Below are 24,860 nucleotides of genomic sequence, written 5' to 3'. Positions count from 1 at the left end.
AATTATTTTGATTATGGAAAAAAAAGAAGATGCCTTTAATCATTCTGCACCTTGAAAAGCCTGCAGGATCCCTCTACTCAATCACACCTGTTTCATTAATATCAACCTCTGGAATAATGTCCACTGACAAATTAGGATATGTCTCATCCCAATCTTTTTTACTAAAGCCCCTAATACGACTTTCCATAATATCTTCTAATCCCAAAGGATCTATATCAAGCTCCTTGAATTGCTCAATCATCTGTTTAGACTCATTTACAATCACTTTTTCAAATGCTTTTTCCATTTCCTTCTTGATTTTCGGTGTAATGATTTTCCCAGTATACTGTTGAACGAAGCCGCTTAGTTTCACTTTAATCTTTAGCTTTGTCGGATCCTTCTTATTCACTTCAATTTTCCGATTAGAGGTTATGGTTTTTATCGCTACTTGTTCATTCTCCGGCAGCTTAAGAGAATAGGTGCCTTCTGTATATTTATCAGAAATAAGCTTAAAAAAAATCAGTTTGTCATTTCCGATCTCACTGACCATCCGGTCACCTTTAAATAGAGCTAAACCATCGATCTCTATTATGTTCGATTTATCCTTTTTCAAAATCGGCAAATACGGATCGCTGTCTTTCGCATACAAATCATATAGAAAAATATGAAGATTGGTTTGAGGGATATCCGCGCTCTCAATGTTATGCTTGATTAAATTTGATATATATGCAGCTGTTCCCCTATACCCATATTGCCCCTGCAAGATGGTATTGGCACTTTCTCTGCCAACTGTTAAGTAAATTCTCTCCCCAACGCTTGCATCCCTCTGCAGCGTATCCACTAAACTCGTAAGTCCTTTTTTAGCAATTTCCTCTGAATAGACAGCAACTGAAATTTTCCCTAATACAAGCGGGTCAGATGCTTTTCGCTGTAAACGTGTTAATATGTCTTTGCTTACCTCAGAAGGGGAGGATGCTTCTATGATCTCACTTTCTACCGGAGCATCTTGCTTATATACTGGTATAACTACTGTTCCTTTTACTTGATCTGAGTTTTCCATATCGTAGCCAATTACAGTAACGATATTGACATCATCAAGTATTTCTTTTTCTACACAGCCAGTCAATAATAATGGGAAAAGAAAGAATATCATTTTATGTTTCAACCTTCTGACTCCCCTTCCATTTCCGATAGATCAGAGTAAGTAAGTATAATGCTGGTATATAGGCTATAAAAATAAAGAAAGCTACCTTGCCGATCAAATCATTCAATAAATTAATCTGTTCACGGTTTTTTATGAAGTTTACCGCCCCATACGTAACAGCTAGAACAATTAAAATGGTATACTTCTGTTTGATTTTCACAAGCTGCTTCATTCCTCTGCTTGCACACCATAGGCTTAAACAGACATTCGGCAAAATCACCAAATTCCAGTTTGCAATCCCGATATATTCAAACCTTTCAACAAATGGCATTTCGACTATTTTCCATATCGTCAGTGTTGCCCATATGTTTTTCTGAAGCTGTTCTTCACTGAAATAAACGATGCTGACCAGCATGATTATGACATACACAACAGTTGTTAATAAAGCTCCAAAATGAGCCCATTTCCGCGATTTTAACGGATTTTTCAGAAACGGATAATACATTAACAATGCCTCAAAACCCAAAATTGACAGCGACATTTTTTTTGTGCTTTTTAGCAGATCTGCTATGGAATGATCAAAAACGGGCAGAAGATTATTAAAATTAGAAAACTTCAACGTGAAAAAAAACGTAAAGATCAGATAGCTTGGAAGAATAACTCCAAAAAAACTGATTCCTGTGACGACACGAAACCCTCCATTTAAAATGTAATAAACGAGAACGAGAAAAACAAAGCTGTATAGCCATACATTTAGATCTGGAAACATCCAAACCTGAATGACCTCGATAAAAGTCCGCAGTACATTAATCGCAAGGATTATAAAATATAGGATAACAATGGCGTTCAGCAGACTTCCAATCCATTTACCAAAAAGTTTTTTGTGAATGTCTAATATGTTTCCTTCTTGATCTTTCATAATCTGATAAATTAAGAAGATCGAAATATGAACAATTACTCCGGAGGCTAATATGGCTATCCAGGCATCATGTCCAGAGTCCATTGATATAATGCGCTGAAAACCAAGTACCCCTACACCAAACTGCAGGGAGTGAATCAGAAAAAATACAAGAAACGGGGAGACTTGATATCGTTCTGCTAACTTGTTCAACTGGACACCTCACAGACTGCTATTCGTCAATGTCATGTTTCTGTTTAGCTCTTTCTGCTGAAAACTTTTCGGGTTTTTTTGTTCTTAAAGCCATTGGTCTTTTACTCAAAGTTGAAAAGGGAATACGGATAAGAGAGTCTTTCAAATCTGTGCTCCTAGGCGGATAGATCGGCTCCAAGAACGGCCTGCCCATAGATGTAAGCCTTAAAAGGTGGGTTGCTAAAAAACAAAAACATAAAACAATGCCAAGCAGCCCATACATTTGAGCGAAGATTAAAAATGGAAAGCGAAGAAGCCTGATCGTATTACCCATTTTGTATACAGGTGTTGTAAAAGAAGCAAGGGCCGAAAGGGCAACAATAATAAGGAGAACATTACTTGTAAGTCCAGCTTCTACCGATGCTGTCCCAATTACAATCCCCCCAACGATACCAATTGTCTGACCGACTTTGGTCGGCAATCTTGCTCCAGCTTCCCGCAGCAATTCTATCGTCAGCTCCAGAAACAGCGCCTCTAAAATAGGCGGCAGCGGAATTTCCCGCCTTGAAGTTACAAGCGTGTTCAATAAATCTCTTGGTATTAACTCGTAATGAAATGTTAACGTTGCCACGTACACAGGAGTCACTAAAATAGAAAAGGCGACGGCAAATACCCTGATAAGCCTAAAAAAGGATGACAAGACCCAATTTAAATAGTAATCTTCATATGAAGTGAAAAATTCGACTAGAGTAGTTGGACCTATCAGGACCTGTGGAGATCCATCCACCACAACAGCGACCTTTCCTTCAGAAAGGACAGCTGCCACGCGGTCGGGACGTTCAGAATCCAGGACCTGCGGAAACGGTGAATCATGATTATCTGAAATAAATTGGGCGATGTATCCGCTGTCGCCAATTTGATCAAAATGAATATCCTTTAGTCTCTGAATAAACGTATTAACATTTTCTTCATTTGCTATGTCCTCGATATAGAGAACTGCAATTTTTGTTTTGGACAAATCTCCAATTTTCAATTCTTTCACTCTCAGCGTAGGAACTTGTATTCTTTTTCGAATAAGATTGATGTTAAATTCTATAGCTTCTACAAAAGCTTCTTTAGGGCCGACAACACTGAATTCAACTTCCGGCAGCGAGATATCCCTGCCTCTATTCAGAGTCGCCCGGATTAAAGCACACGGACTGCCATATTCAGAGAAGGAAATAATGACATAACCGTCCAGCAATTTTTCAGAAACAATATCCGTGTCAATTGTGACAATAATATCTTCAATCGGTATAATCTCTTTCAATTGCTGATTAGTATTCCACTTTTCTCTCAGCAATGGAGCTAAAATGCTATCATGTAAAATCTGCGGATCGATAACTGTCCGTATGTAGGATATCCAAAATTTCACTTCTTTCGCATTGTGTTCATATTGGACAAAATCGGACGATACTCTATAGCCAGTAATCACTTCAGCCATTGAACGCTTTGGTTTACCATTCTCCTTATACATGCCGTTCACTATTTTCACCACGCTTAATGCTCATACTTTCCCTTATATTTCCTTCATGGCATGTAAATTATTCAGACCATTAAAAAAAGAGATAGCTAAGCACGAGCTCGTGTTTTTGCCTTATACAGTTAACGATCCAATGTTAAAAGCTCCTTCCCGAATGGAAAGGAGCTTTTTCTTATTTTGCAAATGTGTGATTGCCGATGTTCATTGTTACTTCTCTTGTGAAAATCCAGTCACTCTCTGCTGTTTTAGGATTATAAAAATAAACGGAATCATTGCCCATTCCTTCGTAAGCCAATGCCTCTTGAACAGCTTCTTTTGCTTCTTCATCAGCCGGTTCGTTGATTGTTCCGTTTTGCACGGGAGAGAACGCATAAATTCCAGAAACTTTTTGATAAATAACATCTTTGATTGTATCTGGGAATCGCTCATCTTTTACACGATTCAAAATAACGGTTGCAACGGCAACTTTGCCTGCATATGGTTCACCTTTAGCTTCAGCATGAACGATTCTTGCTAATAAATCTTTATCTTCATCAGAAATGGATTGAGGAATCTGTAATTTTTCCCCTACATATAGTAAATGACCGCTTTTATGATTTAGGGCTTGAATATTTTTAATGGAAACACCATGTTTTTTACCGATCAGCCATAGTGTATCGCCTGATTTCACCTCGTGATTGGATGCCGCTTCTGCTTTACCAAATCCAAAGAGTGAGACTGTTAATGCAGATATAATTGCAAATGTGAATAGTGCTTTTTTCATTCGTAAACCTCCTGAAGTATAATCGGTTTCGTTTGTAAAGAAGTACAAGTAATAGCCTAACAGCTTTACCTTTCTAAATCATTGCTTAAAAATTGGAAGCTTTCCCAATTGAATATTACAAAAAATAAGTGTTTTCCGTTATTCGCATGTTGATAACATGTAGAAAATGAGTATTTTCTTTATAGAAACAGCACATTTCACTACTCATTCAGCATACAAATACCCTCCTTTGTCTTTTTACCAGGATTCTTTCCTTCATTATGATAAAAGTACCGCGGAATACTAAATGGAGCGCCCCTGATTGGAATAGACAATGGATACTGAAAAAAACTTTGAAGAACTCGCAAAGAGATACAGCAACATGATTTATTATCACATCAACAAATTAAACATCCGTCAAAATCAGGATGAGTACTATCAAATTGGTTTAATCGCTCTATGGGATGCTTCAAAAACGTACGACAATTCAAAAGGGACATTCAGCACTTATCTTTACTCATGCTTAAGAGGAAGGCTGCTCACCGCTTTGAACAAACAAATAAAATATCAAAACGATGAAGAGCTACTTGAATATGAAGAAATGGCCATAACAGAAGATCCAATGAATGAGGTTATTTTTGAGCAAATGATTTATTCATATTGTGACGTTCTTACACCGATGCAGCAAAAATGGCTGATTAGCTATTGCTTCGACCATAAAACACCGCTTGAAATTGCAGCCAGTGAGCAGGTTACGGTGGCAAGTGTAAAATCGTGGAGACGAGAAACGATTAAGAAGCTGAGAGCATATTACGAATTAAAAACTTAAGCTGTTTTCTCGTTGATTGTTGTTTTTGGTTATAATTGTACCCGTGGATTTCCGCTGCAGGCACTTGCTTTCCGCGGGGAGGGATGAGAGCCTCTCTTTCCCGCAGGAGTCAAGTGCCTTCCGCTGAAATCCACTAAAGGTATTAACCATTTTTTTTTAAAGCAGCAAACTTTACGAAAAGAGCCAAAACTTAAGATAAAGCAGGGAAACCTCTCTCAAGGCTTCTCTGTCATTCTTGCATAAAAAACTGGATAGCCTTTATCGGCTATCCAGCACTATTTCTAATATAGTCAGCATGGATTTTTACTGCTGACACCTTCACCTTAGCAAAGCCAATCCTATCTTTTTGAATACCTGCCGGGAGTTATAGCTTCGGCCTTGGTGTTGCTATGTGCATGATATAATTTATCACCTGAGCTAGAACTATTTCCCCGAATTGTTTTCTTATTGCTTTCCTTATTACTAACAGCAGGCAAAATGATCTCAACAGTTGTTCCTTCATTTTCTTTACTTTGAAATGATAAGGTCCCATTATGACTCTCTATAATCCTGTAGCAGGTCATTAGCCCGAGCCCAGTTCCCTTTTCCTTTGTTGTATAAAATGGTTCCCCAAGTGTAGATATCCGCTCTTTTGAAATTCCTATTCCCTGATCGATAATCTGGATAGAAATCTCATAATCTCCCTTTAGCTCAACCTTAATATCAATATTGCCGCCCATTGGCATGGCTTCAATAGCGTTCTTAAAAATATTTAAAAACACTTGTTTTAATTGACCTTCAGCACAGAATACATTTGGCAAGTCCCTTTCAAATTCCGAGAAGATTTGAACATTTTTTAGAATTGACTGGGTATTAATTAAGGTGACCACATCTTTTATTAATACTTTTACATCTTGCTCTGCAAATACGACAGCATTCGGTTTTGCAAGAACTAGGAATTCACTCACAATTGCATTAATTCGATCTAGCTCAGATAACATAATAGTGTAGTATTCTTCTTTTGGATGGTTGGATTTTAACAGCTGAATAAATCCTTTTATAGAAGTGAGCGGATTACGAATTTCATGAGCAATACCAGCTGCCATTTGTCCCAAGAGAGCAAGTTTCTCAGATTTTTGAAGCATCTCTTCCGTTTTTTCTTTCCTTTCAGTAATATCTTTACCTATTGAAAGCACAGCCTCTTTTTCACCAAATACAATATTCAATAAAGATAATTCAAAGAAAAATGTCGATCCATCGGAACGTTTAAATTTATGTTCAATATTGTTTAATGGCCGCTTCTCTTTATTCACCTGATTAATTCGTTCTAACAAAGGGGCTTTATACTCCTGTTCAATATAATCAAAAAAATTCCTCCCGATTATTTCATCTTTACTTGCAGCTCCAAGCATGCTGACAGCTGCTTTATTTAAATAAACAATCTTATTATACCGGTGAATAAAAACCGATTCAGGCAATGAATCAATCATTTGTTTATAGCTTGTCTCATTCGCACGTGCTTTTTTTCCATAGTATTTAGCCGTATCATATTGCCAGCCAACCAGCCAAGCAATAAGGGTAAAAATAAAAAAGTCTATCGTAAAAAAAGGTTCTTGTCCCACAACCTTTTGGTAGCTGGTAAATAAAATTGAAATTATCACTAAAACAATCTGTCCCGTGTAATTCATCTCATTGCCCCTTATGTAATTAGTCCATATATAACATAGCACAAAAAATGAAATTATTTTGATTTTTCTCACAATTAAACTATTTTCTTTAAGTGCCTATTTCCACTTATTTGTATTACTCAATGTGATACTTGATTTAGTAGCTTAAAAGATGTATTGAATAAATAATGCACGGGCAATTTAACATCGAAGGAGGTGTACCTATGAAAAAAGAAAATCGTTCAGAAGCTGATCCAACATTTGCTGAAGGAATCAATACAGAAGATGAATTGAAAAGAGATGCGACTAAAGAAGAGATTGATAAAGGCGATTACACGGAAGTAACCACTTTATCTCTCGATGAGAACGATCCAAGTTAAACAAAAACGCCGTTTCTCACGGTGTTTTTATTATGCTTTCAAGACAAGAGACAATCAATTGGAAAAGTTGATCCTTTTGTAAAAATACCGATAATCATGAAATTAATTCTGCTTATAATAAAAAAGATTGAACAAACTATTTTATTTCATATCTCTTTTGAATTCTTTATACTCTCGTTCGGAATCATCACACCCTAGATTATTTATATGCTCTTCTAGTTTTTCTTTTTTGAACGGAATTCATGATGGATTTCCGCAGTACAAACAATTCAGATAAAATATTAATTGAGAAGCTATAAAATCATCATTTGTTTCAAGTATTGCATCTATCATAGAAGGAATATATTCAAATGCTTCTGCACTATTTTTATTTTCAATGATTAAATCAAATGAATGAGCTAAGTAAAATTCATCTTGATTTATCTTCTCGACCCAATTGTCTAATATTTTTATGCATACCTATCAGCCTCGTGATTATTCATATTATTAAACTTAAGTCATAAAAAATTTTATAGTTTTCTTATTATAATGGAAATATTCAATTTTGGCTCTATTTTAAACAAGCCATCGGTATGTTTGCCATCTTTTATCAGCGTAGCATTAACGTCTTCTTTAGTAAAACTAATAAGAATAACTGTATAAGTTTGTTTAATTACTTCGCCACTCATTTTTTGAAGAGAAGTCAAAAGCGACTGCGCGTTGCACAAAAAAACTGGAACAAAATTCCTAATCCTTTTAAGTGCGAAATATCAATAAATCAAATTGATTCACTCGCTTTCCAACTTAATTATGGCAAGTAAGGGGCAAGCGTATAAATTCTGATAGTACAAAAAAAACGGCTGTCACCTGTGACAGCCATTTTTTTCAGCTTCTCGGAACTTGCAAATAGCGGTAAACAATACTGCCGCCCTGCTCGGCGATCCCTCGAAAATGCTTAAAGTCCTCTCGTTCTACAAGAACTTCTCTGAAGTTCAGAAACGCTTCTTTAGAAACGTGATATTCATTGATTTCGCCATTCTTTAAAGAATCAAGCATCTCATTTGCCAATTGCTTATCCATGTAACAGACTTCCTCCAAATCTTTTCATATAAGCAAGTTTACTAAGGAGAAGTCCGCTTGTCCATGAATTAGTAAATAAATTTCATAGCTTCTTCGATGTCCGTATCTCCAGAAAGAATTTCAAACGTTTTGCCTTTCGTTTCTTCTTGAGTAAGAGCCGCTATGAGCACAGCTGCAACATCTTCTCTGGATATGCTGCGGTTCTCTTTGTTTTCAATTTTCCGCGCAGCTTCAATCTTTCCTGTTCCGGCATTGTCAGTCAATGCACCAGGTCTTACAATTGTGTAGGATAGCTCTGATCCGCGCAGATATTCATCTGCAATTGCTTTCGCTTTGAAATAATGTTCCATTTCAGCTGACCCCTCTGATGGATGATCAGCACCCATAGAGCTAAGCATGACAAAGTGATGAATGCGATGTTTTTTAGCAGCATCAATCAGTGTCTTTGCACCTTCCTGATCAACCGAAATTGTTTTTTCAGGACCTGTCTTTGAACCTGATCCAGCTGCAAAAATAATGGCATCTGCCAAATGAACCGCATGCGAAACATCATCTTCTAAATCTCCAACAACAGTTTGAGCACCGAGCTTCTCCAATTCTTCCTCCTGTTTAGGATCCCGAACCATTGCTATAGCCCGATGTTCGCCGCCTCTGGCTATTTGTTCGATAAGCAATCTTCCTGTTTTGCCATTAGCTCCAGCAATTAATACATTCATAGTAACAACACCTTTTTAATAGTATGTTTGTACTGTTCCCTCATGAATATTGCTTCAAACGTCCTTGTACCATTCAATTCAGTACGTTGTGCGGCTGAAGCCAGTCGCTTAAAGCGTTAAAGCTGTCTTTGGCATCCTGGATTCCCTGTTCATAAAGATTTTCAAGCTTCACAGGGTTTTTCTCGATCCGGTCAACTTCAAGTTTCTTTGTAGGACGAATCACAAAAACGTTCCCCAATTTTTCTTGTTCTTCTATATAATCCAATGTTTCATTATATTGTTCATAGCGTTCAAACATTGCATCTGCAAGCAGCGGAAACGCTCTAAACGAACGTCTTACCATCCATTCCATGCCGCCCTTTTTCTTTCTATAGCCTGCATTGCGGGTTAATACAACCACATTTCGGGCATTTCCGTCTGCCTGTGATTTTTTTATTGGAATGGAATCAACAATTCCTCCGTCGAGCAGCTTCCTACCATTGAATTCAATCATAGGAGCCAGAAAAGGAAGTGAACTGGAAGCTCTTAAAATCGTCAAAATATCGCTGCCATCCTCATCTTTATTATAATAAACGGGCTTTCCTGTTTCACAGTCAGTCGTACCTATCAAAAACTTCTGATCGCTTTTCATAAATGCATCAAAGTTAAAGGGTACGAGCTTATTCGGAATTTCATCAAAGATAAAATCCATTCCGAATAATTGTTTATGTCTGATAAAATTACTAAATGATAAATAATTCGGATGATTAACATAATTAATGTTTACCGTGCGATTTCTGCCTTTTTGCCTTGAGACATACGAAGCTCCCATACAGGCTCCAGCAGAAACCCCAATAACATATGGAAAATAAATGTCCTTTTCCATGAAAAATTCTAATACTCCTGCGGTGTATAATCCGCGCATTCCTCCGCCTTCGAGGACAAGTCCTGATGAAACCATGCGTATTCGCCCCTCTCTTCAATTTTCAAACTATTTTATTAGAATAGAGCATACTATCTTAAATATATTCGTAAATAAGCTTTATTAAGAAAAACAACAATCTAAGGAAAAATACCAATTTTATATCACTATAACATGTACATTTCCCACACTTCACCTATTCTGTTTAATCTTTTTTCAAAATTCTTACACAATTTTAAGTGAAAGCCTTTACTAAACGATAAAAATAATGTTAAATAGTCCTAATGGGGGATCTACATATAGAGAAGGAGAGAGGAAATGAAAATCGCTAAAGTTGGCAATGTGATTGAATTCAGAGACGGTTTACGTGGCATCGTGGAAAAAGTTAATGAAAATTCAGTGATTGTAGACTTGACGTATATGGAAAATTTCCGAGATTTAGATCTTGAGAGACGGACGGTCGTCAATCATAAAAATTATAAAATTGTAAAAGAACCGCTTCATTAATACAAAACGCATCAGTCTAAAGAGATATCTCCTTAGGCTGATGCGTTTTTTACATGCTTTTATCCAGTTAAACCATACTAAAATGGAACAAAGAAAAGAGGTGCCACAAATGAATTTCAGACTGCTGACACATCATGACTCTGAGAATTACCGAGCATTGCGCCTTCACGCGCTTCACGAGCTGCCTGCTCATTTTGCTTCAAGCTTTGAGATTGAAAAGCAAAAATCAATTGAAGAAATAATAGAAGAGATCTCTCCTTCAGCTTCATCATTTTTTATGGGTGCTTTTAACGATACGCTGCTTGTTGGTATTGCTGGATTTAAGCAAGAGCCGCTCGAAAAAATGAAACACCGCGGTCAAATTCTTGGCATGTATATTTCCCCCTCCATGCGCGGCCGCGGCCTAGGAAAAAAACTGCTTACTGCCCTTATTTCAAAAATAAATGAAAATACAGCCATTGAAAGAGTTGACCTTGCCGTTTCAATTGATAATGCCAAAGCCATTACACTGTATGAATCACTGGGTTTTGATACTTATGGCAAGTATAAAAATGCGCTGAAGCTAGATGACGGGTATGTGGATGAGGCATATATGGCTTTGGATCTTAACAGGTGAGATGCAAGGATTTATGGATCTAGAGCTTGGGGCAGAGGGTAGTTACGCTTTAGAAAAGGCAGGACTGATTGCAGAAATCATAGCGAAGTGCATAGAAATTACCTCTGTTCGTGCAAAAATCGTCCCCTGAGCGCGCACAAATCGTCCCCTGAGCGCGCACAAATAAAATCGAACGAGGGAAAATGAATGCTCATTTTATTTTGTCCTCTTACCTCTAGTTGTTGAACGCATAACAATAGACATTTAACCCCTCAATCGCGTGTTTTTTACGCTTCATTGATCACTATTGACGCTCTTATTTATGCTTTTGAGCATTTTTTTGGCTTCATTGGCTCCTTTGAAGCACTTTTTTCTGCTTTTGAGCATTTTTTTGGCTTCATTGATATCCTTTGAAACACTTATTTCTGCTATTGAGCATTTTTTTGGCTTCATTGATATCCTTTGAAACACTTTATTCTGCTATTGAGCATTTTTTTTGGCTACAAAAGCAAAAAACCCGCTGTATTCAGCGGATTTTTAAAATAGTACATGATTACTGATAAACTTTCACCTTAACTGATTTTCTGCCCCAATTCATCGCACTGTCTTGACCTGCGAGGAAAACATCTATTTCGTTGCCTGTAATCGCACCGCCGATATCGGCAGCGATTGCTTTTCCATATCCTTCAACCTCGACCGTTGACCCGATTGGAATAATGTTGGGATCGACAGCAATTACTTTTGCTTCAGGGTATTTATTTAGATCCACACCCATCTTTGTCACACCTGAGCATCCTTCGCATGACGCCGTATAAGCTGTGCTTGCTACCGTTAACTCTTTAACCGAGCCCGAAACGTCACTTGCCTTTTGATTGAGCTTACTAAAGGTTTGCGGTCCAGCGATACCATCTCGTTTGAGTCCATTTTGCTGCTGAAAGTTGGCAACAGCACTTTTTGTGCCATTTCCGTACATTCCATCAACTTTACCAGTATATACTCCCCACTCCTGCAGCAGACGCTGCAGGCTGATGACTGGTTTTCCCATATCGCCATAGCGCAACACTTTAATTTTTTGATTCGTCTCTGGCCCTGCAATGCCATCTATTTGAATGCGGCTCTTTTCCTGGAATTCTTTCACAGCCGCTTTCGTGATAGGTCCATAATTGCCTGTCTCTTCAAAGTAAGGATACATACTTTTAGATAATAGATATTCCTGTAATTCTTTTACATCTGCATGGCTCATTCCCTCAGAAAGCGTCCTGTCTCCTAATGCCGCTTCCCCGCTTAACGGAAAGATCACGCTCACACTCAGCACAGACGCGCCAAGCATCCCCATAAGCTTTTTCCTCATATTGTCCCTCCTCAGGTATTAGTAACACATCACACTATACGAGAAAAAGTTGGGATTGTTGGTGTATTGAGGAAAAAACAAATCCGAAGAACTATAAAACTGTTAATTATTAGTGCGTATTTCGACAAAGGTCTTATAGATGTTTTAAGAACCGATCCGGTGAATTTAGAAAATCTTTAGTAATTCTGACATGCTCTAAATCGTCATATTGAGCGCTTTTTAAAGGCAATTCATCAAGTGAATAGATAGCTGCATCTGGAAAAGCCATCAAAATCGGTGAATGTGTCGCTATGATAAACTGAGATCCTTTTTTTATCATCTCAAGCAGCATACTGATCAAGCTAAGCTGTTTCATCGGAGACAGCGGACCTTCTGGCTCATCCAGCAAATAAAAGCCATTGGGCCGAAATCTGGATTGAAAAAGGGCCAAAAATCTCTCTCCATGTGAACGATTATCAAGACCTCTCCCATATAGTTCTTCTATTTCGACTAACGTTCGGTAATGCGGCGAGGCTGCAAGCTGCTGTGCCAAAATAGATTTGCCTCTGTACTCCTCTTCAACTTCTTCAATTCTTCTGGCTGCTTCAGTTTTCATTCGTTTCACGTTTCTCGCATAAGTTAAAAAATCATCTGCTTTAAGGTAGAATCCTTTATTTGTTTTTGCACTCCAAACAAGTTTAAATTGATTTGAAAAATTTCGTATTTCTTCATTCATATCTTCTTCCTCTGCTGATGCAATTCGAATCATGCCTGTGTTTTGTGCAATGGCTTCAAGCAATGTTGACTTTCCTGATCCATTCTCACCAGCAAGAATTGTCACCGGAGCATTAAATGATAGAGAAAGCGGCTCTTTGAACAAAGGCAGTCCATAAGGATATTCGTTTATATTTCTGTCAGGAGTATATGTAAGCCTTTTTAAATGCACCACTGTCAGCACTCCTTTTCATTGGCGCATTGGTCCATGAAACGCCAATAAAGCTTTTCTTTTATTATACGATACCCCTTTTCCAGTTGTCTAAAGGGAATGAAAACGGTATGATCTTACATAAAAAGAAAAGTAACCGGAAAGGAGAATGACTGTGTGCGGAAGATACACGTTGTTTTCGGAGTTCGCTGAACTGGTTGAGCGATTTCAAATTGGCTCTGCAATCGAAGAAGATGAATATATATACAGTTACAATATTGCTCCTTCTCATGAAGTTCTATCTGTTATTAATGATGGAAAGCAAAATAGAATGGGATTTTTACGGTGGGGTCTCATTCCTGCTTGGGCAAAAGATGAAAAGATCGGCTATAAAACAATCAATGCACGAGCTGAAACATTAGCTGAAAAACCGAGTTTTCGAAATGCTTTTAAGAAAAAAAGGTGTTTAATTCTTGCAGATTCTTTCTATGAGTGGCAGCGGAATGACGAGGTTAAAACCCCGATGAGAATCAAAATGAAAACTAATGAACCATTCGGTATGGCTGGACTATGGGAATCATGGAAATCTCCGCATGGAAAGACCATTTATTCCTGTACGGTTATTACGACAGAACCAAACAAGCTGATGAGTACCATTCATGACAGAATGCCTGTCATTTTGAAGCGTGAAGATGAAGCAGCGTGGTTAAATCCTGCCATTTCTGATACCGATTATCTTCATCAGTTTCTAAAACCATTTGACGAAAAGCAAATGGAAGCATTTCAAGTTTCCTCAGAAGTCAATTCACCTAAAAATAATGGTGTGCATTTAATCAGAGAGATTTGCTGAAATGCAAGAAAGGGCAAGATCAACAATCATATTTCCTGCAGCATGAAAAAAACCAGTCCCTGAGGAGGAACTGGTTTCTAATGTTTAAAGAAAGAAGCCACAATTGCCGTAACTCACGTAAGAAAGTTTTAAACCACCACTTCTCAAAGTGGGTGTTTGCAGCAGCTTTCCTGTCGTCCTCTGCAAATGGAGGCATGACATTTCATCTGCGATATAAAACTCCCTATTACAGCTTAAAGGTTAAAACTTAATTATCATTACGAACAATGCAGCTTGTAATAGTAATAATACCTTAATTGTCAGTGATGGTCAAATACAATGTTTGGCATTTTTGAAAATGAGCAATTGCCTTTTTTATCTCTCGGCAATCTCACAGCGGGAAATATATTTTAGTAAATGTCTATCTCCGGATGATGAAGAAAAACTCCAAGATTTATTCGATCAATAAATTCGATGCCTTCCTCTTCCAATAACTCTTTTTGAACCCGGTACATTTCTTCATTCTTTAACCCGATTTCACCTTTTGCATTGATCACTCGATGCCATGGAAGTTGGTGTTTGCTGCTCATTGAATGAAGTATGCGTACAACCTGCCTCGATCCTCTTGGCTGACCTGAAAACTTCGCAATCTGGCCGTAGGTCATCACTTTACCAGGCGGAATGGATTTTATTATATTTACAGCTCTATCAGTAAAACTCTCCATTCTGTATCCTCCTGCAAATCGATTCAGCTTCCATTTTATCATGACTAACAGCCTTTTATGGTAAACTTATGACAAATGTATTTATTTTTTGAAAGGGTGATGAACATGGCAAAAACCATAAAAATACCTTCAAATCTTTTAACTCATCATTACATTCAAAACGAACAGGCTGAAGTGAAAATAATAGCACCTCATTATGAAATAAATCCAGATCTTCTTTTTTCAAAGGAGTTATCCCTAGCGTTTAAGACAGAAGTGATGGAACTCTTTTATTCTTATATCAGAAGAGCGAATCGATCAGATAAGGAAAATCAGTTTGAATTTATGTAAAGACATGTTGTTCCGGCTGTATTCGCGTTATAATAGAACTAGGTCAAATTCTTATGAATTAGGATGGTGACTTCATGAAAAATCGAGATAAACGCCAAAAACGCAAACGTGACATGCTTAAGGATTATATAAAAAGCAGGCTGAAGAATCTAAAACCTAAAACAAGCAAAGGGCCAGTATCAAATCATAGACAGCAGACAGATAAATAAAATTAGGCATTCCATCTATACTGTGCTAAAATGAAAGCAACCATTTAACAAAGCTTGTAAGATGATTCCTCCCCCCTGCTCATTCAATGAGCAGGGTTTTTATTTTTTGGCTGTTTTCGCATTGAATGTTGTTTTTGGTTATTAAATGTTCCCGTGGATTTCCGCTGCAGGCACTTGCTTTCCGCTTTGAGGGATGGGAGCCTCCTCGGCTATGCCTGCGGGGTCTCCCATTCCCCTCTATTTCCCGCAGGAGTCAAGTGCCTTCCGCTACAATCTACTAAAGGTTTTAACCATTTTTTCTAAAAGCAGCAAACTTTACGAAGAGAGCCTATTTTTTAGTTATCTTTTTATAAAAGGACAGAAAAAAACAGCCTCTATATAGAGGCTGTTTTTTGTATATGTCAGTTAAAATTATGCTTTTTGAACGTTAGTTGCTTGAGGTCCGCGTTGACCTTGCTCTACGTCAAAAGTAACTGCTTGGCCTTCGTCTAAAGATTTGAAACCTTCGCCTTGAATAGCTGAGAAATGAACGAATACGTCTTCTCCGCCTTCGCGCTCGATGAATCCGAAACCTTTTTCTGCGTTAAACCATTTTACTGTACCTTGTTCCATTGTTGTTGCCTCCTCGTATGCTTTAGCATACATTGTGTTACTATCCTTGCTCTCATTGATAACAAAAGGTGAAAAGTTTTTGAACTTGTTCTTTCCTTGCGTACCGAACAAAAATAATTCTTAATAAACATAACAGATAATCTAATGAAATGCAAATTTTGCTGAAAAGTTTTTTATCGATTATCAATTTTCTCCGGATACATATCATGATTCATCATACGATGCTCTGCCATTTGCTCATACTTTGTGCCAGGACGGCCGTAGTTTGTATATGGATCAATAGAGATGCCCCCGCGCGGCGTAAATTTGCCCCAAACTTCAATATATCTTGGATCCATTAATTCAATCAGATCGTTCATAATGATGTTCATGCAGTCTTCATGAAAATCACCGTGGTTGCGGAAGCTGAATAAATAAAGCTTCAGCGATTTGCTTTCTACCATTTTTTTATCAGGTATATAGCTGATATAAATTGTTGCGAAATCAGGCTGTCCTGTTTTCGGACAAAGACTTGTGAATTCAGGGCAATTAAATTTTACAAAATAATCACGATTTTCGTGCTTATTGTCAAATGATTCTAAAATATCAGGACTATATTCAAATAAATAATTTGTTCCTTGATTTCCAAGCAATGTTACATCTTTTAGTTCTGAATCTTGTCTTCCAGCCATAATCAGCCGTCCTTTCTTATCTTGACAGTATTTATTTAATTCTGGTATAGACGTCGCCTGTTCCTATACTCCTCTTTTATTGCCCCAGACCAGCGTGTGCAGCTGCGGCAATACGCGTGCATGATTAAGTTCTTCTTCTGAAATTGCTCGGTCAATCAGCCATTCATAGCGTTCGAGCAGCCTTTTAATTAATTTTTCATCATCACGCTCTGATACTTGATCGTTTCCTACCTGCAAATAAAACGGAATTTGAAGGTATTTTTGATGCACCTTTTTAGCATACTCTAAATCTTGTTCATCAAAAATAACCACTTTAAGACTTACGTTTTGAAGTCTGTTTTTATCAGTTAGATATTGGACAATTTCGTCTAATTTCGTAAAGTCCGTCTTCATTCCTGAGCTTGGCGGCTTAGGAGAAATTGTTAAATCATCGATTTGATCGAACCATGGCTGCAGTCTGCTCCCCTGTGTTTCAATCGCTACTTTTATCTTTTTTTCATGAAGAAGCTCAATTAGCTCACCCAGACTGCCAAGCAGTGCAGGGTTTCCGCCTGAAATCGTCACATGGGAAAAATTGCTGCCTCCCAGTTCAAAAAGCTGTGACCATATTTCATCTGCTGTTAATTGTTTAATATCGTCTTTGGCCGATCCATCCCACGTAAAAGCAGAATCACACCAGCTGCAGGAATAATCGCAGCCTGCTGTGCGGACAAACATTGTTTTCTGACCTATGACCATTCCTTCTCCTTGGATGGTCGGACCGAAAATTTCTAACACAGGAAATTTCTTCTTGCTCATCCGTTTTTCACCTGCTTAGGTCGATACATCACATAGCTTGTTGGAGTTTCACGAACAAAAACACCGATACATTTAGGCTTGTGTTCAAGTGTATCTAAATGCTGCTGTATGATTTCATAAATAGTGCGCGCAACGACTTCTGTTGTAGGAAATTTATTTGGATCGCTGTCATCAAACACTTCATTCTCGTTTAAAATCGTATGATCAAAACGGTCATGAACAAGCTGTTTGATGTAGGCAAAATTAATAAGAAAACCTGAGTTATCAAGCTCATCGCCTGCAACGGTTACATTAATAAAATACGTGTGCCCGTGCAGACGTCTGCACTTGCCCGCTTCATCATTCGGTACGTAGTGTGCAGCTGAAATTTGCATATCTTTATTCAGCTCATACGAGTATGGATGCAGCGTTTGAGGATACATTTGCTGAAGCATTATGCCTCTCCCCCTTTAGTTTCGAGATAGTCATCAAGTCCTTTTTTTCTCAGCAGACATGCTGGACATTCTCCGCAGCCTTCTGCGATAATACCGTTGTAGCATGTAAGTGTTTTTTCTCTTACATACTCAAGTGCACCAAGTTCATCTGCAAGCTTCCATGTATCAGCTTTATCAATCCACATAAGCGGTGTATGAATGACAAACTGATCATCCATTGCTAAGTTAATGGTTACATTGCATGATTTCACGAAAACATCACGGCAATCGGGATATCCGCTGAAGTCTGTTTCACATACACCTGTTACAATATGTTTTGCACCAATCTGCTTCGCAAGTACAGATGCAAACGTCAGGAAAAGCAGATTTCTGCCCGGAACAAAAGTTGAAGGCAATTCCCCTTCCTTGTGTTCAATCTCAATGTCATCTCTTGTCAGCGCATTTGGTGCAAGCTGATTTAATAGAGACATGTCTAATAGATGCTGTTTTACACCAAGATCGTTTGCAATAGCTTTAGCTACATCTATTTCAAGTTTGTGCCGCTGGTTGTAGTTGAACGTAACAACTTCAACTTCCTTAAATTGCTTCATCGCCCAGAATAAACATGTTGTACTGTCCTGTCCGCCGCTGAAAACAACTAACGCTTTATCATTTTTCATTTATATGTCCTCCTCAGGATAGAAGAGAGCATTCTTTCACAACCTGGATTTAAAAATCGGCATAAGAAAAGACACCCTGATCGATTCAGAAGTGTCTAGCATGTAAATCCCCAACTAAAAAACTATACCTATAGGATATAGTTCATACTTAGTTTTTTATAGAGGGTTGTGCTAGAACCTCTCCCGCGTATGATAGCGCGGAATTTATCATTATTTTAACGTACATACTATACCACGAACGAGGAGACACTTCAAACTATTTTACTTACAGGGGGATGAGTCAATTGGCATTTAAACGTTTTGCAGCAAAAATAAATTCGAACTTTTGGTTAACACCTGCTTTATATGCAGTCATCTTTTTTCTTCTTGCCGTTCTTAGCATGATGGCTGATCGGTATCTTGCTGAAAGAGATTATTTTAAACATATCCCCTCCGTTTTTTTAACCGATAAAGAACTATCGCATACCATCCTTAGTGCCACATCGACTTCCCTGTTAACGATGACGACCATTACCTTTTCATCTGTTCTGGTTGTGCTGACTACTTTTATTGCAAATTTTTCACCAAGAACGATGCACAATTTTAACGCTGACTCAAAAATACAGCGGGTTCTCGGCATTTTTATTGGAGGCTACATTTATTCACTTGTTCTGCTTATTCAAGTTAGGGAGAATGAGACTAACAATGACTTTATTGTTCCCAGCCTTGCTATCATTGTCGCCTTTATTTGTGTTGGAATGTTTGTTTTTTTAATTCACCATATGACTGAATGGATTAAAGTCGGAAACCTGATTTCAAATATTACGAAAGAAACACTTTCTTCTATTGAAAATAAAAAACGGACAGACGAGCCACAATCAGATGAAAACTTTTCACTAGATGGATGGAAAGCGATAGAGATAAAAAGTGAAAAAGAAGGATACCTTCAGGATATCTCTCTTGAAAAATTAGTCGCCGTTGCTGAACGAAAGAAAATTAGGATTAGCTTTAATAAAAATCAGGGAGATTATGTCAATGTCGATACACCTTTGCTTACTGTTTACAGTAAAGATGATTATCCAGGAGAAAATGACATTTTAACACACATCACATTTAATGAAGATTTAGAATCCAAGCACGATATTGAATTCGGGATACAAAAAATCGCTGAAATTGCACTTAGAGGCATAGCGCCAGGGAAAAATGATCCTGAAACCGCTATTGCCTGTATTGAGCATCTTGCACAAATTCTGACGAAGATTGGCAAGAATCACTCACCTTCTCCCTACCACTGTGACAACAATGGCAAGATACGGGTTGTGCTTCCTAAACCATCCTTTTCAGATTACTTATATGAAAGCTTTTATCAAATCAGGCATTATGGAAAAGAAGATGTTTCGGTCATGGCTTCTATTCTTAAAGCATTAATCCTTATAGCAGAAACAAACAGAAGTGAGATCAAACAAGCGGTCTGGGATTTTACAGCTTATATAGTTGAAGGAATGATGAAAGAGGAATGGCTGAGCCTTGATCAAAAGCTGTTAAACATACAGCTTAAAAAGCTGGCTGAGGTATGTGGAATGGAAGATAAAGAGCAAGTGTTGTTATGAAATGAGGAAGCGGCTGATTTGGAATTCCCTCCCCGAATAACGGGAGCAACCCACTATTTCCGTGATTTGCTCCTGTTAATCATAATGGAGGCGGCTAAAACACCTTTTGATTACCTAATTGATAATTATCCTTTATAGCTGATTTCCCCTGTCTCAACTAATTCCTTAAGTCCCATAAACATTAAATTCCAGCCATGTTCAGTTTCATCGTGAGACTCTCCAAGAGCTTTTTCAATATCAGCTTCCGACCATTTTTCTTCATGAGGGACGTTGATGTTTTGTGAAAATGTCATTTCACAACCTTGTTGAATTTCTTTTAGTTCAACTGTAATCGTATCTTCTAATTCGCTAAACTGTGGCATTTTAAAAGTAAACACTAATTTTGTTGGAGGATCAATTTCAAGATACTCCCCTATCGCTCGATAATCTTTTCCACCTCGATGATCAATAATTTCCCAAGTGCCCCCTACTTGAGGATTATTTTGTGCCACCTTATTTGTCCCTTCCAATGTAAAGAGCCATTTTCTCATCATCTCCGGGTTCAGCCATGCATCAAAAACTCTTTCAGGTGCTACATCAAAATTTCTTGTCATTTTTAAAGTGGTGGTTGAATAGTTATTCATATTCGTACTCCTCGTATGTAATTTAGTGTTCTTTATTTTTGGCTTTTAATAATTCATTCTCCAGAAGTTCAAAACGATTGCTCCAAAACTTCTCATAAAAACGCAGCCATTCTGTTGCTTGAGTTAATGATTCGGTGTTTAAGCGACATGTATGAATCCTTCCATTTACACTCCTATCAACTAAGTTTGCTCGCTCCAGAACCTTTATATGCTTTGAAATGGCGGCCAAAGACATATCAAATGGCTCTGCTAATTCAGAAACTGTCCTCTCTTTTTGAGCCATCATATGAAGCATTTCTCTTCTTGTTGAATCAGCTAAAGCATGAAAAATTTCATTTAAATGATCTTTATTATGGTTAACCATGTAGTTAAATATAACCGATTCCTTTCAGATATTCAACTATTTAGTTAAATATAAAACATTCCACCTTATTCAAATAATTTGCTCTTAACAAAAGAAAGTTGAATTCCTCCACAATCGGCTATCGTAATTGTACAAATAATCTTCCTCAAATTTATCAACAACGGAAAAGCACACCATTTTAACTGCCAAATGGTGTGCTAATGACACTTGAGTTTTACTGTTTTGCTCCTATGAACGTTAGATGATTAGACGCTGCCGCTTTTATTTATTGTTTTTTCCGGTTCCTTCTTGTTCAAGCTCTTTAAATGATTTAATCTTGCCATGTTCATTTTGAGATTCTTTACGCGTATCCCATTGACGCTGCTTTTGACCTTTTGATTGAGTCATTTTATTGCTCCTTTGTGAAAATCTGCTTTCAGAATTATTTTATCCTGTGAATAGAGAAACATTCATATACTTTCAGGCGCATAGAAAAAAGAGGCAGAGCAGCACCTCTTTATGTTGCAGTTAGTCCCTCTTGAATAACTGCCGGGTTATTTTGCTTTTTTTTTCGTGTTAATTCAAGATAACGGATATGATGATTTTCCATATCCTTAATTTTAAATGTATACGAGCCAAGTTCAACGAGCTCTCCCTTTTGAATATCATACTTTTCGGTGAGCATCCAGCCTCCGATTGTATCGACGTCACCTTCTTCAATTTCAAGGCCAAACAAATCATTCAGTTCACTGATTAATACTTTTCCATCAATAATGAAGGTATCATCATTGATTTTCTGAACAAGCGGTACCTCATCTGCATCAAATTCATCTCTGATCTCTCCGACAATTTCCTCTAATATATCTTCAACGGTCACAAGTCCGGCAGTACCGCCATATTCATCAATGAGAATCGCCATATGAATGTGCTCTTTTTGCATCTTTAACAGCAAATCGTGAATTGGCACAGAGTCAATCACTTGAATAACAGGTCTAATATACGATCTTAAAGAAAACGATTCGAGCTGCTTAGACTGAAATAAATCAGTAAAAATTTCTTTGATATTCACCATGCCGATAATATGATCTTTATCGCCATCAACGACGGGATAACGTGTGTATTTTTCGCTTTTAATGATGTGCAAATGCGACTGCAGCGATTCATCGATTTCAAGTGAAATAATCTGAGTTCTTGGAACCATGATTTCTTTTGCAATCCGATCATCAAACTTAAAAATTTTATTCACATATTTGTATTCAGATTGATTAATTTCTCCGCTCTCATAGCTTTCAGACAATAGAATTCTCAATTCTTCCTCGCTGTGTGCAAGCTCATGTTCTGACACTTGTTTCATTCCCAAAAAGCGGGTAAGCACCCGTGCTGAACCATTTAAAACCCAAATAAATGGAAACATCAGGTGATAAAACAAGATTAATGGCTTCGAAAAAGCGAGTGTAATCTGCTCTGCTTTTTGGATGGCGACCGTTTTAGGGGCAAGCTCTCCAATGACTACATGCAAAAAAGTAATGATGGCAAAGGCTAAACTGATGGAGAGGACTTGAACGGATGCGCCTGGTATATCTAATTGTTCAAAAACGGGATGAAGGAGATCTCCTATTGCAGGCTCCCCAAGCCACCCAAGGCCAAGAGCTGTAATGGTAATACCCAGTTGACAGGCTGATAAATATTCATCTAAATTTTCAGTTACTTTTTTCGCGGATTGTGCCATGTCATTCCCTTCATCTATAAGCTGATTGATGCGGGAACTGCGCATTTTTACGATTGCGAACTCTGATGCTACGAAAAAAGCAGTGGCAGCAAGTAAAATCGCAATAATGAACAAATTCACTATGTCCAAATAATTTCCTTTTTCCGTCAAAGACGAAAAAGGAGTCACCTCCTGGGAAAGTCAATCTATTCTTAAAAAAGACAAGATATTAAAACCCTATGCGAGCGATGGTGCAAAAACCTTTCATAAAAGTTAATACCCCATCACATCACCTCATTTCATACTGAAAAAGCGGAATAGCATGCCCAGCTTCAGGCAATAGGCTGGCGTTAAAAGCCATGTCCTGATTTCATTTGCAGCACCTCCATGATCGCGGAGATCTGCATTGAAACCTAAGGTCAAGCCTTATTTTTAAAAAATTCAGATAATGTTAAAAACATCATAATATGAACCTCTGCAGCCGTCAAACAGGATGTACGCAAGTTTTCTTCATAATTATGTGGAATATCGACCCTTTATGTTCGAATTAATTGATTATTCTAACTTTTTCACTTTTAACTATTTTTAATGTTTTGGCACTTTTTTAATGAACAATAAGACAAGAAAGACAATGCTCATATAGCCAAATAATGGATATAGAAATGCAATCAGCGAGCTGTAGCCGATTTGACTCACAAAAAAGGCTCCGCTAAGCAGAAATAATATAATGTACATTCTCGGAATGGATACCACTCTGACAAGATGACGCTCCAGACCGAATAAGTTTCCGATAACAGAAGTAAATACCTCACCATAAATCACCATAATAAATATTAGATAAAAGGAGATAACAGACGTTTTCATGACCTCTGCCATCGGAATGTCGAATGACACGACATTCGGCAATGTCGTCAAGGCAAAATGACTGCTTAATAAGATAAAGGTAAGTGTTGCCCCTCCAACAATTCCGCCCCATTTTACAACCCTTTCATCTTCAACCTCCTGAGCGAGCGGAACGAGCACTGCTTCAGCCATTGCCAGATTAAATGCAGCATAAGAGATGGCTGAAATCAGCCATCTGAATGATGGTCCACTTTCGTGCTGAAAAGCGGAGAATTTATGTACATCAAAAGAAGAAATAGCAATAAGCAAACTAAATATAATTAATAGGGGTACAACAACTATATTAACACTGAATAATCCTTTTGAACCGAACGACATAGCGATGATTGTCAGTACAATTGTAACGATGACCCCCAGCTGCCTTGATAGTTGAAGCTGCTCTTCAAAAATAGCTCCGGCCCCTGAGAGCATAACTGATGTGACTCCAAATAAAACAACCAGCATAAAGAAATTAATGACTGGCCCAAATGATTTTCCAAATAAAAAAAGATTTAAATCCTGATAGGAATTAGCACGGATTTTCTTAGAGATAATCATCATCTTCGCACCAAGATGAATAAAGAAGAATCCGCAAATTAAGATGCCGAGTATTCCATATATTCCATACTGAGTAAAAAACTCTACAATTTCCCGTCCAGTTGCAAAGCCCGCTCCAACAACCGTTCCGACATATACAGCTGCGATTTGAACAACCTGAAACCATTGATTCTTCATCTTCTACCTCCATTACGATGAATACTGTAGCTACGACCTTTCTTTATATATATGAGACAAGTCCTTAAGAAAGAAGAAGTGGGTGCGATTTGTTTTAAAAAGCTCTTTTCGTAAAGTTTATTGTTTTTTGAGAAATAGTAAAAACCTTTAGTGGATTGCAGAAGAAGGCACTTGACTCCTTCTGCAATCCACGGGTAAAATTTAAAACCAAAAACAACATTCAATGCGAAAACTGCCTTTAGAAAAGAGGAACTTCTTCTTTCAGCTCAGAAAAGCAGATCCGTTTTGAGCGAGCAGCAAAGGGTGAAGCTGGAGATAGAAACCGAACATAATTTCATTTTGAAATTT

Annotated in this window: 31 protein-coding genes, 1 other RNA gene and 1 riboswitch; of the genes, 9 read left to right on the top strand and 23 right to left on the bottom strand. The window is 37.7% G+C overall.

The genetic code is table 11. The features are described from left to right. Positions 1–73: 73 nt before the first annotated feature. From CYJ36_RS03035 to CYJ36_RS03020, 4 genes are all read right to left on the bottom strand, one after another. Positions 74–1,144, bottom strand: coding sequence for a Ger(x)C family spore germination protein (locus CYJ36_RS03035; RefSeq protein WP_101564656.1), 1,071 nt, complete (start codon positions 1,142–1,144; stop codon positions 74–76). Then, positions 1,134–2,234 (bottom strand): GerAB/ArcD/ProY family transporter, encoded by a 1,101-nt coding sequence (locus CYJ36_RS03030; RefSeq protein ID WP_101564654.1) that lies wholly within the window; start codon positions 2,232–2,234, stop codon positions 1,134–1,136. Before CYJ36_RS03030 ends, CYJ36_RS03035 begins: the two co-directional genes overlap by 11 nt. 19 nt (positions 2,235–2,253) lie before the next feature. Next, positions 2,254–3,729, bottom strand: a complete 1,476-nt coding sequence (locus CYJ36_RS03025) for a spore germination protein (protein WP_180850090.1) — start codon at positions 3,727–3,729, stop codon at positions 2,254–2,256. A 178-nt stretch (positions 3,730–3,907) separates the two neighbouring features. After that, on the bottom strand, positions 3,908–4,498 hold the full coding sequence (locus CYJ36_RS03020) for a cell wall hydrolase (protein ID WP_101564652.1): 591 nt from the start codon (positions 4,496–4,498) through the stop codon (positions 3,908–3,910). 313 nt (positions 4,499–4,811) lie between these two features. On the opposite strand from CYJ36_RS03020, the gene CYJ36_RS03015 reads away from it, so the two are divergent. Continuing rightward, positions 4,812–5,306, top strand: a complete 495-nt coding sequence (locus tag CYJ36_RS03015) for a sigma-70 family RNA polymerase sigma factor (RefSeq protein ID WP_101564650.1) — start codon at positions 4,812–4,814, stop codon at positions 5,304–5,306. 338 nt (positions 5,307–5,644) lie between these two features. Here CYJ36_RS03015 and CYJ36_RS03010 read toward each other — a convergent pair whose 3' ends face one another. Continuing rightward, positions 5,645–7,045, bottom strand: coding sequence for an ATP-binding protein (locus tag CYJ36_RS03010; RefSeq protein ID WP_308315257.1), 1,401 nt, complete (start codon positions 7,043–7,045; stop codon positions 5,645–5,647). 131 nt (positions 7,046–7,176) lie between these two features. Between CYJ36_RS03010 and CYJ36_RS23510 the strand changes: the two genes are divergently transcribed. Continuing rightward, entirely contained in the window at positions 7,177–7,332 is a 156-nt protein-coding gene (locus tag CYJ36_RS23510) for a hypothetical protein (RefSeq protein ID WP_180850036.1), read from the top strand. 864 nt (positions 7,333–8,196) lie between these two features. On the opposite strand, the gene CYJ36_RS03005 is transcribed toward CYJ36_RS23510, so the two are convergent. The 3 genes from CYJ36_RS03005 to CYJ36_RS02995 all read right to left on the bottom strand — a co-directional run bounded on the left by CYJ36_RS03005 (position 8,197) and on the right by CYJ36_RS02995 (position 10,047). Beyond that, positions 8,197–8,391 carry a hypothetical protein gene (locus CYJ36_RS03005; RefSeq protein ID WP_101564644.1) on the bottom strand — a complete coding sequence of 65 codons (195 nt, stop codon included), beginning with the start codon at positions 8,389–8,391 and terminating at the stop codon, positions 8,197–8,199. Positions 8,392–8,459: 68 nt separating this feature from the next. Then, on the bottom strand, positions 8,460–9,107 hold the full coding sequence (locus tag CYJ36_RS03000) for an SDR family oxidoreductase (RefSeq protein WP_101564642.1): 648 nt from the start codon (positions 9,105–9,107) through the stop codon (positions 8,460–8,462). Between the two features lie 73 nt (positions 9,108–9,180). Next, entirely contained in the window at positions 9,181–10,047 is an 867-nt protein-coding gene (locus tag CYJ36_RS02995) for a patatin-like phospholipase family protein (RefSeq protein ID WP_101564640.1), read from the bottom strand. A 279-nt stretch (positions 10,048–10,326) separates the two neighbouring features. On the opposite strand from CYJ36_RS02995, the gene CYJ36_RS02990 reads away from it, so the two are divergent. The 3 genes from CYJ36_RS02990 to CYJ36_RS24260 all read left to right on the top strand — a co-directional run bounded on the left by CYJ36_RS02990 (position 10,327) and on the right by CYJ36_RS24260 (position 11,261). After that, positions 10,327–10,515, top strand: coding sequence for a YkvS family protein (locus CYJ36_RS02990; RefSeq protein WP_101564638.1), 189 nt, complete (start codon positions 10,327–10,329; stop codon positions 10,513–10,515). 109 nt (positions 10,516–10,624) lie between these two features. Then, positions 10,625–11,131: a GNAT family N-acetyltransferase gene (locus CYJ36_RS02985; protein WP_180850034.1), complete on the top strand. Its 507-nt coding sequence runs from the start codon at positions 10,625–10,627 to the stop codon at positions 11,129–11,131. 1 nt (position 11,132) lies between these two features. Next, positions 11,133–11,261, top strand: a complete 129-nt coding sequence (locus tag CYJ36_RS24260) for a hypothetical protein (RefSeq protein WP_257962378.1) — start codon at positions 11,133–11,135, stop codon at positions 11,259–11,261. Positions 11,262–11,404: 143 nt separating this feature from the next. Here CYJ36_RS24260 and CYJ36_RS23990 read toward each other — a convergent pair whose 3' ends face one another. From CYJ36_RS23990 to CYJ36_RS02975, 3 genes are all read right to left on the bottom strand, one after another. Continuing rightward, entirely contained in the window at positions 11,405–11,563 is a 159-nt protein-coding gene (locus CYJ36_RS23990) for a hypothetical protein (protein ID WP_219621058.1), read from the bottom strand. Positions 11,564–11,663: 100 nt separating this feature from the next. After that, positions 11,664–12,461: a peptidoglycan-binding protein gene (locus CYJ36_RS02980; RefSeq protein ID WP_101564634.1), complete on the bottom strand. Its 798-nt coding sequence runs from the start codon at positions 12,459–12,461 to the stop codon at positions 11,664–11,666. Between the two features lie 133 nt (positions 12,462–12,594). Next, positions 12,595–13,389 carry an AAA family ATPase gene (locus CYJ36_RS02975; protein ID WP_180850032.1) on the bottom strand — a complete coding sequence of 265 codons (795 nt, stop codon included), beginning with the start codon at positions 13,387–13,389 and terminating at the stop codon, positions 12,595–12,597. A 151-nt stretch (positions 13,390–13,540) separates the two neighbouring features. Here CYJ36_RS02975 and CYJ36_RS02970 point away from each other — a divergent pair, with 151 nt between their 5' ends. Further along, a complete protein-coding gene (locus CYJ36_RS02970) occupies positions 13,541–14,215 on the top strand; it encodes an SOS response-associated peptidase (protein WP_101564630.1) in 675 nt (224 codons plus the stop codon). A gap of 90 nt (positions 14,216–14,305) precedes the next feature. On the opposite strand, the gene ssrS is transcribed toward CYJ36_RS02970, so the two are convergent. Both ssrS and CYJ36_RS02960 read right to left on the bottom strand, forming a co-directional pair. Further along, a non-coding RNA gene (gene ssrS / locus CYJ36_RS02965) (6S RNA) lies at positions 14,306–14,493 on the bottom strand. A 111-nt stretch (positions 14,494–14,604) separates the two neighbouring features. Beyond that, entirely contained in the window at positions 14,605–14,919 is a 315-nt protein-coding gene (locus CYJ36_RS02960) for an MGMT family protein (RefSeq protein WP_101564627.1), read from the bottom strand. Between the two features lie 105 nt (positions 14,920–15,024). On the opposite strand from CYJ36_RS02960, the gene CYJ36_RS02955 reads away from it, so the two are divergent. Beyond that, positions 15,025–15,249, top strand: coding sequence for a hypothetical protein (locus CYJ36_RS02955; protein ID WP_101564625.1), 225 nt, complete (start codon positions 15,025–15,027; stop codon positions 15,247–15,249). 74 nt (positions 15,250–15,323) lie between these two features. Continuing rightward, the gene (locus CYJ36_RS24255; protein ID WP_257962377.1) at positions 15,324–15,458 is read left to right on the top strand and encodes a hypothetical protein; all 135 of its coding nucleotides are present in this window, start codon (positions 15,324–15,326) and stop codon (positions 15,456–15,458) included. Positions 15,459–15,869: 411 nt separating this feature from the next. Here the strand turns inward: CYJ36_RS24255 and CYJ36_RS02950 are convergent, their stop codons facing one another. The 5 genes from CYJ36_RS02950 to queC all read right to left on the bottom strand — a co-directional run bounded on the left by CYJ36_RS02950 (position 15,870) and on the right by queC (position 18,632). Further along, on the bottom strand, positions 15,870–16,070 hold the full coding sequence (locus CYJ36_RS02950; RefSeq protein WP_070876230.1) for a cold-shock protein: 201 nt from the start codon (positions 16,068–16,070) through the stop codon (positions 15,870–15,872). Between the two features lie 173 nt (positions 16,071–16,243). After that, positions 16,244–16,741 (bottom strand): preQ(1) synthase, encoded by a 498-nt coding sequence (gene queF, locus CYJ36_RS02945; RefSeq protein ID WP_101564623.1) that lies wholly within the window; start codon positions 16,739–16,741, stop codon positions 16,244–16,246. Between the two features lie 63 nt (positions 16,742–16,804). Continuing rightward, positions 16,805–17,539 carry a 7-carboxy-7-deazaguanine synthase QueE gene (queE, locus tag CYJ36_RS02940; protein ID WP_101564621.1) on the bottom strand — a complete coding sequence of 245 codons (735 nt, stop codon included), beginning with the start codon at positions 17,537–17,539 and terminating at the stop codon, positions 16,805–16,807. After that, the gene (queD, locus tag CYJ36_RS02935) at positions 17,536–17,973 is read right to left on the bottom strand and encodes a 6-carboxytetrahydropterin synthase QueD (protein WP_101564619.1); all 438 of its coding nucleotides are present in this window, start codon (positions 17,971–17,973) and stop codon (positions 17,536–17,538) included. Before queD ends, queE begins: the two co-directional genes overlap by 4 nt. Continuing rightward, complete coding sequence (gene queC, locus CYJ36_RS02930; protein ID WP_101564617.1) at positions 17,973–18,632, bottom strand: 7-cyano-7-deazaguanine synthase QueC; 660 nt, start codon at positions 18,630–18,632, stop codon at positions 17,973–17,975. The genes queD and queC overlap by 1 nt, the downstream gene beginning before the upstream one ends. Positions 18,633–18,774: 142 nt before the next feature. Further along, a riboswitch (PreQ1 riboswitch) is annotated at positions 18,775–18,819 on the bottom strand. Between the two features lie 88 nt (positions 18,820–18,907). Between queC and CYJ36_RS02925 the strand changes: the two genes are divergently transcribed. Next, positions 18,908–20,221, top strand: a complete 1,314-nt coding sequence (locus tag CYJ36_RS02925) for a DUF2254 domain-containing protein (protein WP_101564615.1) — start codon at positions 18,908–18,910, stop codon at positions 20,219–20,221. 125 nt (positions 20,222–20,346) lie between these two features. On the opposite strand, the gene CYJ36_RS02920 is transcribed toward CYJ36_RS02925, so the two are convergent. From CYJ36_RS02920 to CYJ36_RS02905, 5 genes are all read right to left on the bottom strand, one after another. Continuing rightward, positions 20,347–20,844: an SRPBCC family protein gene (locus CYJ36_RS02920; RefSeq protein WP_101564614.1), complete on the bottom strand. Its 498-nt coding sequence runs from the start codon at positions 20,842–20,844 to the stop codon at positions 20,347–20,349. Between the two features lie 22 nt (positions 20,845–20,866). Further along, the gene (locus CYJ36_RS02915; RefSeq protein ID WP_101564612.1) at positions 20,867–21,208 is read right to left on the bottom strand and encodes an ArsR/SmtB family transcription factor; all 342 of its coding nucleotides are present in this window, start codon (positions 21,206–21,208) and stop codon (positions 20,867–20,869) included. Between the two features lie 261 nt (positions 21,209–21,469). Then, positions 21,470–21,595, bottom strand: a complete 126-nt coding sequence (locus CYJ36_RS23985; protein ID WP_219621057.1) for a DUF6254 family protein — start codon at positions 21,593–21,595, stop codon at positions 21,470–21,472. A gap of 109 nt (positions 21,596–21,704) precedes the next feature. Further along, the gene (locus CYJ36_RS02910) at positions 21,705–23,045 is read right to left on the bottom strand and encodes a hemolysin family protein (protein ID WP_101565636.1); all 1,341 of its coding nucleotides are present in this window, start codon (positions 23,043–23,045) and stop codon (positions 21,705–21,707) included. 435 nt (positions 23,046–23,480) lie between these two features. Then, positions 23,481–24,512 (bottom strand): YkvI family membrane protein, encoded by a 1,032-nt coding sequence (locus CYJ36_RS02905; protein ID WP_101564608.1) that lies wholly within the window; start codon positions 24,510–24,512, stop codon positions 23,481–23,483. Between the last annotated feature and the right edge of the window lie 348 nt (positions 24,513–24,860).

Origin of the sequence: Bacillus sp. UMB0893, assembly GCF_002858905.1 — a bacterium.
Classification (GTDB): domain Bacteria; phylum Bacillota; class Bacilli; order Bacillales; family Bacillaceae; genus Bacillus_P.
Note: the sequence above shows the minus strand (reverse complement) of the source record. Positions and strands in the feature narration are given on the sequence as shown.

What these genes read in the sequence shown, in the direction of transcription:
- CYJ36_RS02960 (WP_101564627.1), bottom strand. Translation starts at nt 14,919, where the DNA reads ATGGAGAGTTTTACTGATAGAGCTGTAAATATAATAAAATCCATTCCG.
- queC (WP_101564617.1), bottom strand. Translation starts at nt 18,632, where the DNA reads ATGAAAAATGATAAAGCGTTAGTTGTTTTCAGCGGCGGACAGGACAGT.
- CYJ36_RS03020 (WP_101564652.1), bottom strand. Translation starts at nt 4,498, where the DNA reads ATGAAAAAAGCACTATTCACATTTGCAATTATATCTGCATTAACAGTC.
- CYJ36_RS24255 (WP_257962377.1), top strand. Translation starts at nt 15,324, where the DNA reads ATGAAAAATCGAGATAAACGCCAAAAACGCAAACGTGACATGCTTAAG.
- queE (WP_101564621.1), bottom strand. Translation starts at nt 17,539, where the DNA reads ATGAGCAAGAAGAAATTTCCTGTGTTAGAAATTTTCGGTCCGACCATC.
- CYJ36_RS02955 (WP_101564625.1), top strand. Translation starts at nt 15,025, where the DNA reads ATGGCAAAAACCATAAAAATACCTTCAAATCTTTTAACTCATCATTAC.
- queD (WP_101564619.1), bottom strand. Translation starts at nt 17,973, where the DNA reads ATGCTTCAGCAAATGTATCCTCAAACGCTGCATCCATACTCGTATGAG.
- CYJ36_RS02950 (WP_070876230.1), bottom strand. Translation starts at nt 16,070, where the DNA reads ATGGAACAAGGTACAGTAAAATGGTTTAACGCAGAAAAAGGTTTCGGA.
- CYJ36_RS03025 (WP_180850090.1), bottom strand. Translation starts at nt 3,729, where the DNA reads ATGTATAAGGAGAATGGTAAACCAAAGCGTTCAATGGCTGAAGTGATT.
- CYJ36_RS02920 (WP_101564614.1), bottom strand. Translation starts at nt 20,844, where the DNA reads ATGAATAACTATTCAACCACCACTTTAAAAATGACAAGAAATTTTGAT.
- CYJ36_RS23985 (WP_219621057.1), bottom strand. Translation starts at nt 21,595, where the DNA reads ATGACTCAATCAAAAGGTCAAAAGCAGCGTCAATGGGATACGCGTAAA.
- CYJ36_RS02915 (WP_101564612.1), bottom strand. Translation starts at nt 21,208, where the DNA reads ATGGTTAACCATAATAAAGATCATTTAAATGAAATTTTTCATGCTTTA.
- CYJ36_RS03000 (WP_101564642.1), bottom strand. Translation starts at nt 9,107, where the DNA reads ATGAATGTATTAATTGCTGGAGCTAATGGCAAAACAGGAAGATTGCTT.
- CYJ36_RS02990 (WP_101564638.1), top strand. Translation starts at nt 10,327, where the DNA reads ATGAAAATCGCTAAAGTTGGCAATGTGATTGAATTCAGAGACGGTTTA.
- CYJ36_RS02985 (WP_180850034.1), top strand. Translation starts at nt 10,625, where the DNA reads ATGAATTTCAGACTGCTGACACATCATGACTCTGAGAATTACCGAGCA.
- CYJ36_RS03005 (WP_101564644.1), bottom strand. Translation starts at nt 8,391, where the DNA reads ATGGATAAGCAATTGGCAAATGAGATGCTTGATTCTTTAAAGAATGGC.
- CYJ36_RS23990 (WP_219621058.1), bottom strand. Translation starts at nt 11,563, where the DNA reads ATGAAGCCAAAAAAATGCTCAATAGCAGAAATAAGTGTTTCAAAGGAT.
- CYJ36_RS03015 (WP_101564650.1), top strand. Translation starts at nt 4,812, where the DNA reads ATGGATACTGAAAAAAACTTTGAAGAACTCGCAAAGAGATACAGCAAC.
- queF (WP_101564623.1), bottom strand. Translation starts at nt 16,741, where the DNA reads ATGGCTGGAAGACAAGATTCAGAACTAAAAGATGTAACATTGCTTGGA.
- CYJ36_RS23510 (WP_180850036.1), top strand. Translation starts at nt 7,177, where the DNA reads ATGAAAAAAGAAAATCGTTCAGAAGCTGATCCAACATTTGCTGAAGGA.
- CYJ36_RS02995 (WP_101564640.1), bottom strand. Translation starts at nt 10,047, where the DNA reads ATGGTTTCATCAGGACTTGTCCTCGAAGGCGGAGGAATGCGCGGATTA.
- CYJ36_RS02925 (WP_101564615.1), top strand. Translation starts at nt 18,908, where the DNA reads ATGAGTCAATTGGCATTTAAACGTTTTGCAGCAAAAATAAATTCGAAC.
- CYJ36_RS02980 (WP_101564634.1), bottom strand. Translation starts at nt 12,461, where the DNA reads ATGAGGAAAAAGCTTATGGGGATGCTTGGCGCGTCTGTGCTGAGTGTG.
- CYJ36_RS02905 (WP_101564608.1), bottom strand. Translation starts at nt 24,512, where the DNA reads ATGAAGAATCAATGGTTTCAGGTTGTTCAAATCGCAGCTGTATATGTC.
- CYJ36_RS24260 (WP_257962378.1), top strand. Translation starts at nt 11,133, where the DNA reads ATGCAAGGATTTATGGATCTAGAGCTTGGGGCAGAGGGTAGTTACGCT.